This window comes from Clostridium sp., assembly GCF_036639235.1.
Taxonomy (GTDB): Bacteria; Bacillota; Clostridia; order Clostridiales; family Caloramatoraceae; genus Clostridium_AB.
In genome coordinates, this window is record NZ_JAVWJB010000020.1 from 11,100 (window position 1) to 23,164 (window position 12,065).

Annotated in this window: 10 protein-coding genes; all 10 read right to left on the bottom strand. The window is 33.8% G+C overall.

The window, feature by feature from the left end:
• A partial coding sequence (locus tag RR539_RS06550) for a glycosyltransferase (protein ID WP_332483527.1) occupies positions 1 to 317 on the bottom strand: 317 nt, incomplete at its 3' end.
• A gap of 13 nt (positions 318 to 330) precedes the next feature.
• A complete protein-coding gene (locus RR539_RS06555) occupies positions 331 to 1,413 on the bottom strand; it encodes a leucine-rich repeat domain-containing protein (RefSeq protein WP_332500275.1) in 1,083 nt (360 codons plus the stop codon).
• Between the two features lie 19 nt (positions 1,414 to 1,432).
• Positions 1,433 to 2,173, bottom strand: coding sequence for an N-acetyltransferase (locus RR539_RS06560; protein ID WP_332500276.1), 741 nt, complete (start codon positions 2,171 to 2,173; stop codon positions 1,433 to 1,435).
• 20 nt (positions 2,174 to 2,193) lie between these two features.
• Positions 2,194 to 3,300, bottom strand: coding sequence for a Gfo/Idh/MocA family protein (locus RR539_RS06565; protein WP_332473163.1), 1,107 nt, complete (start codon positions 3,298 to 3,300; stop codon positions 2,194 to 2,196).
• Positions 3,301 to 3,315: 15 nt separating this feature from the next.
• Positions 3,316 to 4,419: a glycosyltransferase gene (locus tag RR539_RS06570; RefSeq protein WP_332483530.1), complete on the bottom strand. Its 1,104-nt coding sequence runs from the start codon at positions 4,417 to 4,419 to the stop codon at positions 3,316 to 3,318.
• 13 nt (positions 4,420 to 4,432) lie between these two features.
• On the bottom strand, positions 4,433 to 5,809 hold the full coding sequence (locus tag RR539_RS06575; protein ID WP_332473161.1) for an O-antigen polymerase: 1,377 nt from the start codon (positions 5,807 to 5,809) through the stop codon (positions 4,433 to 4,435).
• A 93-nt stretch (positions 5,810 to 5,902) separates the two neighbouring features.
• Positions 5,903 to 7,222, bottom strand: a complete 1,320-nt coding sequence (locus tag RR539_RS06580; protein ID WP_332483531.1) for a nucleotide sugar dehydrogenase — start codon at positions 7,220 to 7,222, stop codon at positions 5,903 to 5,905.
• Positions 7,223 to 7,347: 125 nt separating this feature from the next.
• Positions 7,348 to 9,177, bottom strand: a complete 1,830-nt coding sequence (locus tag RR539_RS06585) for a nucleoside-diphosphate sugar epimerase/dehydratase (RefSeq protein ID WP_332483532.1) — start codon at positions 9,175 to 9,177, stop codon at positions 7,348 to 7,350.
• Positions 9,178 to 9,433: 256 nt separating this feature from the next.
• On the bottom strand, positions 9,434 to 11,338 hold the full coding sequence (locus RR539_RS06590; protein ID WP_332483533.1) for a SpoIID/LytB domain-containing protein: 1,905 nt from the start codon (positions 11,336 to 11,338) through the stop codon (positions 9,434 to 9,436).
• Between the two features lie 157 nt (positions 11,339 to 11,495).
• The coding region (locus RR539_RS06595; RefSeq protein WP_332500277.1) for a SpoIID/LytB domain-containing protein at positions 11,496 to 12,065 on the bottom strand (570 nt) is incomplete at its 5' end.

Sequence of the window (12,065 nt, forward strand, 5' to 3'; positions counted from 1 at the left end):
GACAGTACATAAGGATGAAACCCACATAGGCTACCAAGAAGTCCATAACTACTTGCATAGTGAGCATGAAGAATATCAGGGTTTATTTCTTTAACTAATTTTCTTATAGTTAAAATTCTTGATACATATGAAGCCTTAGATAGTAGGCCTCCGTAGGCTACCTTACTACTATCTATTCCAAGGCTATGTACCTGTACCCCTTCTATTTCCCCACTATTTAAGGAAATAACATGAATATCATATCCAAGATTCTTAAAATACTTACACCATTTCTTAGTATGGGAACTTGATGCATCTGCTAAATAGCAAATTCTCATAGTGACTCCTCCTTTAGAATATCTCCTTATTTAGGAATTCTGACTTAGTATAAACATCTGAATTCTTAAGCTTACCGTTTAAGTGCTGAATAGTTGATCTATCAGTATTCTTATCAAGGAATAGCTCATTAATCTTCTTAAGATCCTTAACTACTGATACATTAACAACGTTTGTATTAACAACAGATAATATCTCAAGGTTTTTAAAGCCCTTTATAGGAGTTATATCTGATACAAAGTTATTAGCAACACTTAGATATTCAAGGTTTACAAGTGGAGTTATACCCTCAATACTACGAACCCTATTATCGCTAATATCAAGTTTTTTAAGTGATGTTAGCTTTGTAATAGGAGTAATATCAACAATTGCATTTCCTGAAACGTTAAGCTGTGTAAGGTTTGTAAGTTTTTCTACACCATTTACTGAAGTTAAGCTGTTACCTGAAATATTAAGTGTCATTAATGATTCCATAGTATATAGCTTATCTACATTACCTAGGTTATTATGTGCTACTGAAATTTCCTTAAGATTCTTAAGTGATAATACAGGTGTAATATCATCTATGTGATTTCTACTTAATTCAATTTTAGTTATATTATTCATGCCATTAACAACGCTTATATCAAGGATGTCGTTGTTATTAATTCTCAAATCCTTAATATTTGTAAGGTTTTTAATTGGTGTTATATCTTTTATTTTGTTAACTCCAAGGAATAGGTTTTCAATTTTTTTAAGGTCCTTAATCGGTGTTATATCATCTATCTTATTCTCTGAAAGATTAAGACTTTCTAGATTGTACATATGCTCAAGTCCATTTATATATTTAATGTTCTTCTTAGATAAATCAAGTGTCTTGATTGTTGAAACATCATGTACATATATATCACCAAATGGCTTTTTAATTATCTCTCTCATAGCCTTTTCAAGGTTTTTGTCCTTATACTCAATAACAACGTCATTATATATAGGAACTGGCTCCTCTTTACGTAAAGTTGCAAAAATAGCACTTAGGGCTAAAATCGCTACAACACATATTGCTACTATTACTTTTTTGTTTTTAAGTAGGTTCTTAACTTTGTTCATTAAATTACCCATGCTTCCCCTCCTTGAAGTACTATTGATTTTCTAGAAGTTGTTCCTTAGGTACCTTTTTAAAGTTTTTAGCAGGTGACCCTAAAACTATCATTTCTCTTTCAACGTCACGTGTTACAACACTTCCAGCTGCAACAAGACCCTCTTCATGAATTGTTTTATCAGGTAGAATAATTGCACCAGCTCCTATTCTTCCACCTCTTTTAACTGTAACACCTCTAAAGTGATTGAATCTCTCCTTATCCCTTGCTGCGTAATTATCGTTAGATGTAACTACACAAGGTGCTATAAAGGCATAATCCTCTACATCAGAATAAGCAGTTATGTATACATTGGTTTGGATTTTAACATTTGAACCTATTTTGCAGAAGTTCTCGATTGTTGCACCCTTACCTATAATAGTTTTTTCTCCTATTGTAGTATCTTCTCTAACAACTGCCATATCAGCTATTAGGGTTTTTTCACCTATTTGACTTCCTACATATATAACAGTAGTTGCTCCTATTAGGCATCCATCTGAAATAATACAAGGTGAGTATGTTTTATCTGACTTAAATATACTATTAACAGCTCTCATAGGCTCTTTACCTACAACAGTATTATCATCAATTCTTACATTATTTCCAACTGCTGTACCCTTGTGAATTACAACATTGTGACCAATAATACAGTTATCACCGATTACAACATCATCTTCTATAACCACAAAGTTTCCAATTGATAGGTTGCTTCCTAATTTAGCGCTTTCTGAAATACACTTCATAATCTTATTCTCCTAAAAATCTATTTTTTGATTTTTTCAACTGAAGCCATATCTGTTGAAGCAAAGTTTTCTAGTGGGAATTTAACTGGCATTCCAGTAAGTCTTGATTTATAAGCACCAAGAATAATTGCCATACCTCTTTTACCTTCTTCTCCATTTACAAGTGGCTCACGGTCTTCACGAATAGCATCAATTGTATCCTTAAATAATGGAGTGTGTCCGAATCCATAAACTGAATCTGGGTCTCCCTCTTGTGCTCTTAAAATATCTGCCTCTTCGTTTTCTGAAGCATCTTCAAACTTCCAAGTTTCAATCTTATTAACTGCAAGACCACCTATACATACTGTTCCCTTTTCACCAAATATGCTTAGAGTCTCCTCTAGGTTTCTTGGGTAAACACATGCTGAACCCTCGATTATTCCTATAGCACCGCTTTTGAAACGCACTACTATAGCACCAAAGTCTTCCGCTTCAATATCTCTTAGGAAGGTATCACACTGTGCATATACTGTATCTACTTCTGAATTCATCATCCATTGAAGTAGGTCTATATTATGAATACATTGGTTCATTAGTGTTCCACCATCTTGAGCCCATGTTCCTCTCCATGGAGCCTGCTCATAATATCCCATGTTTCTGTTCCAAAGAATTCTTGCTGTTCCATTAACTATTCTTCCGAATCTGTCCTTTTCAACAGCCCCTCTAAGGTCCTGTATAACCTTATTAAATCTGTTTTGATGACTTACACAAAGCTTAACTGAATTATCCTTTGCACATTTAATCATTTCGTTAGCATCATCAATTGAAAGTGCCATTGGCTTTTCGACGATTACTGATACCTTAGCATTCATACAATCAATTGCAATATCCTTATGGTATCCACTTTCAGTTGCAATAGTTGCAACATCTAGGTTTTCCTTTTGAAGCATCTCTTTGTAGTCAGTATATACATTTACAACTGCCTCTTTGTTTGCTTCTAGGTATTGATTTTTCTTGTCATTTGCTCTTTCTTCAACAACATCACAAACAGCTACAAGCTCTGCTTCTTCATTGTTGTTTAAAATAGCCTCAACGTGCTTATATGAAATTCTTCCGCAACCGATAATTGCAAATCTTAATTTACTCATCCTATTCACCTCGTATTATGAAAGATCTTTAGCTACTTGATTAGCCCTAGCTTCCCAAGTATGATCTTCAAAAATCTCTTCTATTTTGTTTACCTTTTCATTAAGTTGAAGTTTGTTCTCTAGAAGGCTCTTAAATAGCTCTTCTAAATCCTTAGTTGAATATTCAATATTGTATCCTATACCGTAGTTTTCTACTGTTTTACCCATTGAGGTATTCTTAGTTGAAAGTAGTGGTCTTTTGTATGTCATGTATTCATACATCTTAACACCAACACATATAGTTCTATATTCAACTGGCTCAAAGAACAGGCTAAGTAGGTCTGCACCTTCCATATAAGGAACAAGATCCTTACCTGACTTATGAACAATTTCAATTCTATCATTAAGGTATTTTTCGTATTTACTTTTCCAAGTAGCCCATTCACCTTCACGGCAACATACAGTTAAATATACATTCTCTGTATTATGAACAGCTTCAAAAAGTTTTTCCATGTTATAAAGCTCTCCAATGCCTCCAACATAGAATATTTTAAGCTTACCGTTATCTTCAATAGCACGAACCTTAGAAGCTTCCCTAAGTGATGTATCAATTCCAGGAGGAAGCTCCTTTATTTCTCCCTTAAAATCAAAGGGAAGATATTCATACATCTTATCATCTGAGAAGTATAATACGTTTAAAAGCTGATTATATTTTTTAAGGTCATACTTAAAAAATGCAGTTGCTACTGCTGTTTTAAGTGCTCCAACGCTTTGTCTATATATATCAAATTTCCAATAAACATCTCTATAAAATAACCCTATCTTGATTCCGCTTTCTCTACAAAACTTAAAGAATCCAAAATCAAGGAATGGATTTGTAGGAAGATGATGACTTTCTGTTAATAGAGTTGGTTCTGTATAATTTTCCGCATATAAAAAGTCATACTTAACCCCATTTTTTATATTTTCCTTAATTTGGTTTATTTTCTGCTTTCTTTCAGCTGCATATCCTGAAACAACATCAACTTCATATCCTATTTTCTTAAATGCGGCAATCATCTTCATAGGTCTTATTTGTGACCCTGATGGCTGCTTATCTGAGCCTATATAAAAAGGAATATGAAAAATACATCTAGCCATAATTACCTCCAAATTATTTTAGTTTATCGCTTACGTTAATTCTGTCTAGAACTTTAAACTTATCTACATAAATTGCTGTTACCTTAATAATTAGTACAAAGGCAACACTAAATATAATTGATGAATTATAAACAAAGTCTGTAAATCCACCTTGGGTTGCATTAACAAGTAGTGTTGTTAATATAATGTATATCGTTATATTTATAGGAGTCTTTTTTGTTTTTATAAGAAGTAATAATACTGATTTAATTACAAATCCTACATAAACAATTGAAAGTAATGCACCCTTCATTCCAAAGTTAGCATATGCTTCACCTACAAATAATGTATTCATAACCCCTGCTATTCCCTCTACTACCTTCTCCGGTGCGTAGAAGTGCATAGTTACAAGTCCTGATCTAAAGTGTTCCCATCCGTCAGTAAATAAGCTTAGTATACTTGGTGAAAAACTTCTTCCCTCTAGGAAAGGTATATACTGTGGGAAAAGATCTACGTGTAGGAACAATGTCCCAACCTGGGTAAACAACGTTCTTCCAAGTGGACCATTATATATATCAAACATTTGAGATAGTGAAAATCCATTTTTAAAGTACATAAAAAGTATTGTAAACCCACAGACTCCAACAACAACTGCTAGCTTCTTTATAGGTATACTTCCTCTAACTACTATGTAGATAATAACAAATGCAAATATATAAAATGCAAGTGGTGACTTTGCATAGTTATATGTTTTAATAAATACTGATGCTACAAATAAAACAGAAAATAGTGTATACCATCTCTTCTTATTAGTTGAAAGTGCAAAAACAAATGCTAAATAAGAAAGTATAGGTGTAAATGTTAATACAACTAGGTTTCTTACATATTGATTCATTCCACCACCAGTAGAGATAGCGATTCTATCTGCACTAATATGTGAACCATCTCGCCCTAAAACTAAATCAAGTAGTGGTATACTTCCCATTTTTACAAACATTAAGCCTGTAAAGAACAGGCAAACAATAGCCACAAGAAGTGTAACTACAAATATGGATTTTTCTCCATCATTATTTGTTTCTCTTTCTAGATACTGGTTATACTCAAGCCTTGTATTAACCCTAAATAGCTTAGCCCAAACAATCATTGCTAAGGGCAGGATTATAGCTGTTGCTGATATTAAAAAATATGTTTTTCCTATTGTGTCCTTATCAGTTATCTTAGCTATCATATAATGCTGATCCCATCCTAGATACACTAAACTTGCCCCAATAAATGATGGAATTACAAACAAGTAAAATGCATATGAAACTATATTAAGCTTTCCAGGATTCAGGGTTGTGCTTGCCCTATGAAATAAATAACATGATAAACAAAATAGGGATAAAACGATTACAAATTTCATGAATAACATCTTCGCCATCCCCTTACTACAAACTTAAATTACTACTAAAGGAATACCAAGACATTATCCTGATATTCCTTAGTAATAAAAAGTCTTATATAATTATAACTTACGAATTTTCTCTCTGTTATTAACAACTTCCTTAGTTGCATTTCTTGTATCGAATACAACCTTAGCATTAGCTACGATTGACTCGTAGTCATAGCATGAGTGGTTTGTTGTAATTATAACAATATCTGCTGATGAAAGAGTTTCTGGAGTAAGTTCTACTGACTTGTAGTCAACTCCATCATAGCTAAATTCTGGTACGAATGGCTCGTTAACAAGAATATTAGCTCCTCTTTTCTTAAGATTGTCTATTACCTTAAATACAGGTGACTCTCTTAAGTCATCAATGTCGTTCTTGTAAGCTACACCTACAAGTAGTACATCAGATCCGTTTAGTGGCTTCTTAAATTCGTCATTAAGTATTGTTCCAGCCTTCTCTACTACGAATTCTGGCATGTAATCGTTAATTTCTCCTGAAATTTCGATTAGTCTTGTATGGTAATCGTATTCTCTAGCCTTCCAAGTTAGGTAGAATGGGTCTATCGGAATGCAGTGTCCACCAAGTCCTGGGCCTGGGTAGAATGCCATAAATCCGTATGGCTTAGTCTTAGCTGCATCAATAACTTCCCAAACATCTACACCCATTCTTGAGCATAGTATTGCCATCTCGTTAGCTAGTGCTACGTTTATGTTTCTAAATGTGTTTTCTAGGATTTTTTCCATTTCTGCAACTGCTGGTGAAGATACAGTGTATATCTCTCCCTCAAGTACATTTCTGTAAAGCTGTGCAGCAATTTCTGTACAATCACTAGTAATTCCTCCAACAACCTTTGGAGTGTTCTTAGTCTTGTAGATCTTATTACCTGGGTCAACTCTCTCAGGTGAGAAAGCTAGGTAGAAATCTTCTCCACACTTAAGGCCTGTGCTCTCAAGTATTGGCTTAACAACTTCTTCAGTTGTTCCTGGGTATGTAGTACTTTCAAGAACTACAAGCATACCTTTATGTAGGTACTTTGTAATACTTTCAGTTGAAGCAACAACATATGAAGTGTCTGGTTGCTTATATTTATCAAGAGGAGTTGGAACTGCTATTGATGCAGCGTCAACTTCTGCTATCTTTGCATAATCAGTTGTAGCAACAATCATACCACTTGCAACAAGTTCACTTAGTTCTGAATCTACTACATCTCCTATGTAATTTTCACCTCTATTAACTTGGTCAACTCTTGATTGCTGAACATCAAATCCAATAACCTTATATCCTGCTTTTGCTTTTTCTACTGCTAGTGGAAGTCCAACATATCCAAGACCTACAACACCTATAACAGCTGTTCTATCTTGAATTCTTTTCATTAAGCTATCTCTTGTGGACATTTTATACCCTCCTCAAAACTTTTACTATTTATAAGTTTGTAAATATAATTAATTTCTACTTTCTACAAAATTATACTTGTTGTTTAATTCAACGTCAAACACTTTGACAAAAATTAAACTATTTTTTATTTTTTTCTGCTATAGGTTGGAACTATCTTTTCTACTAAATTAAATATAGCCTCTTCCTCACCATCAAGTGAGTCTCTTAAGATGTTAACCTTAGTAGTTATATCCTCAAAATCAAACTGGCCAGGCTTTCCAATGAATATCTTTCTATGGGTAGTATTGCTAATACCCTCCTCATCCATTAAAAGCTCCTCGTAAAGCTTCTCACCAGGTCTAAGTCCTGTGAAGTTAATCTTAATATCACGTCCAGGTTCTAATCCTGAAAGTCTTATAAGATCCTTTGCAAGGTCTACAATCTTAACTGGGCTTCCCATATCTAGTATAAATATCTCTCCACCCTTAGCCATTGAACCTGCCTGTATAACAAGCTGGGCAGCTTCTGGAATAGTCATAAAATATCTATTAATGTCTGGATGGGTAACTGAAATAGGTCCACCTTCTTTAATTTGCTTCTTAAATAGTGGAATTACACTACCATTACTTCCTAGAACATTACCAAATCTAACTGCAACAAACTCTGTTTCGCTTTTTTTGTTAATTGATTGTATAATCATCTCACACATCCTCTTAGTTGCACCCATGATATTAGTTGGGTTAACAGCCTTGTCAGTTGAAATTAATACAAACTTCTTAACCTTATACTTATCAGCCGTAACTGCTAGATTATATGTACCAATTACATTATTCTTAATAGCTTCCTTAGGATTCGCTTCCATTAAAGGTACATGCTTATGTGCCGCTGCGTGGAATACAACCTCAGGGCTAAACTTCTCAAACACCTCTTCTAGTCTATGCTTCTCCCTAATAGATGCTATAACAACCTCCTTCGATATCTTCGGATACTTAAAATTAAGTTCCATTTGAAGATCATATGCACTATTCTCATAAATATCAAGGATAATAAGCTTTCTTGGGTTAAACTTAACAATTTGTCTGCAAAGTTCTGACCCTATTGAGCCTCCTCCTCCAGTTATAAGAACTACCTTATCTGTAAGATATCCTGCTATAGAATCAAGATTAAGTTCTATAGGATCCCTTCCTAGAAGGTCTTCAATTTCAACATCTCTAATCTGATTAATACTAATCTTTCCATTAATAAGCTCATATATACCTGGAAGTGTTTTAAGCTTTACTCCAGTTTCACTACAAATCTTCATAATGCTACGTCTTTCTTCATTACTAATTGAAGGAAGTGCTATTAGTATCTCATCTATATCTCTATTCTTAACAATAGTCCCTATATCTTCTCTTGTTCCAACAATAGGAGTTCCATTAATAAGACCTCCAATTTTAGACTTATTGTCATCAACTAATGCAACAGGTGTATATCCAAGCTCTGGGTGCTTTTTCATTTCCTTAACTACCATAGCACCTGCATCTCCCGCACCAACAACTATAACTCTTTTACTTTTAATACCTGCATTTGATGGAAGTATATCTATACTTGACATTACCCTAGATAACAGTCTAATTCCTCCTGAGGATACCATTACAAATACTGCCATCATAAAATAAACACTTAAAGGAAATCTTCTATCTATTACAAATACACCATATATTAATGAACCAAAGGAACCTACTGCTACCGCCATAATTATATACATAAGTTCTGTAATGCTTGCATATCTCCATACGCTTTTATAAAGTCTAAAAAACCAAAATGAAATAATCATTATAATTGACACTGGTATAAAAGACTTATAATATGTATCTAGATAAACATCTGGAATTTCCCATGAAAACCTTACAAGATAAGACGCAAATATTGCTGCATTAACAAATATAACATCTAAAATTGCAAGGAGAATCTGATTCACATGTCTGTTCATATGTATCATCCTTTCTGTCTTGTACACTTTTACTTCCTTATTATACTTCATATAGTAAAAGTAATACAATATAATTATCCATTATATGTCAAATCAAAATTAATTATTTACTATTTTGACGAATATTCATACATTATTAAAATCACTATTATTGATTATTTACTTATTTTCAATTATTATACACATAAAACAAAACAACCATTTAAGAGGATATCTTAAATGGTTGTTTTACACTAGTGTTTAAATTATTTCTCAATTATTTTTTAAGTAGATCATATGTTGTGTTATCCACAACCCCTGTTACGCTAATATTATTATCCTTTTGGAAGCTTACAACTGCTTTTTCAGTATTCTTTCCAAATATTCCATCCGCCTTACCAGCATTATGTTTTTTACTATTTAAAAGACCCTGTATATTTGATACAGCTTGTCCTCTACTACCTATCTTAGCTATAACAGTACTTACTGACGAGCTCTTCTTTTCATTTACCTTCTTTTTAAGTAAATCATATGTACTTTGGTACACTATACCGGTCTGATTTTGACCTATAGACTTTTGAAAGTCCTTAACTGCTCGTTCAGTATTACTTCCAAAAATACCATCTGCTATTCCTGCAGAGTAGCCTAGGAAGTTAAGATCACTTTGAATTTCTTTTACAATGTTTGATCTTGATCCTTTTTGTGCAATTACCTTATCTGTATTAACTGAGCCTTGATTTTCCTTATCATCTACCTTCTTTTGAAGTAGTATGTTAGTTGACTCATAAACTATACCTGTTTCCTTTAGCCTCTCTGCCCTTTGGAATGCTTTAACTGCATTCTCAGTATTTCTTCCAAATACTCCATCTGCTATTCCTGCAGAGTAACCTAAATAATTAAGGTTTGATTGGATTTTCTCAACTACAGAACCTCTTGTTCCATATTGAGCTATAATTTTCTCGCCAGTTATTTCAGGCGGTGTAGGGTCAGTTGGTCCTGGGCTAATAGGTGGAAGAGTTGGTCCTTCTCCTTCCGTAACAGCTAATGTTTCTATTTTAGTATTAGGGAAATAAAACCCTAGAATTTGACTATAATTGTGTCCTTTTTCAGCTCTTGCCTTAGCTCCAAGCTGACTCATTCCAACTCCATGTCCATATCCTTTTCCACTAAAAGTGTACTTATCTCCAGACTGGTTAATATCAAATGACATACTTCTTAAACCAAAAGCAGTTCTAGGTTGTTCTTTATTTAGCATCTTTGATGCTTGTCTACCATTCGACGAAGTATAAACAACCTCCATCTCAGCAACTCTAGCACTACTATTTCTAACTATCTCCCCTATTTTGACAAACTTATCACTACTTCCAAGTAGTCCCTTACTCTTTAGCATTGAATCCATTTGTGCAGTAGTATATACCTTACTTTCTGGCCAAGGGTTATTATCAAAACTATCTTCCTGCACTAACAGGTAGTTATAGAAAGAGCCCCATATATTTAGGGATGACTCTGTATAGCCTCCATTACTAGCTCCAAATGTAACACTAGCTAGGCTTGAACCACTTGTTACAACCATGTTTTTTGTTTCATCTACTGCTCTTGAGATGTTTTTATAGGCAGAGTTTTCCCCCTTATATACCTGACAGTTAGTTGTGTCACATACATTTATTCCTTCTGATGCATGTTTCTTAAGGTTTCTCAGTGCAAATGTCCTTGATGTAATTGCTTGGGCCTTAATAGCCTCTATTGGATATGAGTTTGAAATCTCATGGGGAAGAACTCCCTTTAGGTAGCTTTGCATGTCAATATAATTGACTGGTAGTATCCTATTATCTGATACTTTCATAGTGATTACCCCACTATATTTACAGGTCTTTCCCCCGTTAACTATCGCTACCTTAGATGAAGAAACAATCGGTTCTAATGTAACCTCTGAATATGTTTTACCTTCAAATAAAACTTTTCCGCTACTTGCAGAAAACCCTAGGCTTTTATCTGCCATAGGAACCCCATTCACTTTATAGTGACCTTCTAATTTGACACTTAGACTAGTTGACTGAACACTTTTCAGTCCTACTTTAATAATATCTGGGTTTGCAATTGTACTCGCTGATACTACTGATACAGGTAAGCTTAACATTGTAATTGCACAGCTTAATAATAAAGCTGTTAGTTTTCTTACCACTTTTTATTTTCACCCCCTTTCGAGTGAATTATGCCATAATTATATTAAACATCTCATGTAGAGTCAACAACCTACAAGTATAATTAAAACTTTATAGTAAATCTAATATTTTTACATAAAATATTAGATTTTATTTTCCGGGAAATAATTTGAAGTATTATGGGATTTTTTTGATATTTGTGCCCTTATAATAAAAACTTAATATATCCCTATAACCCTGTCCATTTAAGGCTCTATTCTTAGCACCTAGTTGACTAAGTCCTACTCCATGCCCAAATCCACCTCCTATAATAGTATAAGTTGATGATGATTTATTAAATGTTATATTGTAATAATTACTCTTAAGCCCTAGGGCTATTCTAGTGCCTTCCCTATCAATAACTAGATTCTTAACTGCTTTATTTTGTTGCTTTATATTAAGAATAAGTGATTTAACACGTCCTCCTTCACCTTTAACAACATCCTTTATACTAGCAAACTCCTCATGATGCTTAAGGTATCTCTTTTTCTTTAGGATTTTATCAATGTCCTTTGTAGATAGTTCCCGTGTCCACTTATCAGTATCAAATTTATCTACTTGGGATAAAAGGTATGAAAATTCTGAATTCCATACATCTTTACTGGATTCAGTAACTCCGCCATTACTTGAATAGAAAAAAGCCTTAACAACATCATCCCCCTCCATAAGCACTTCTCCACGTGTAGACTCTACAGCTCCCTCAATCTT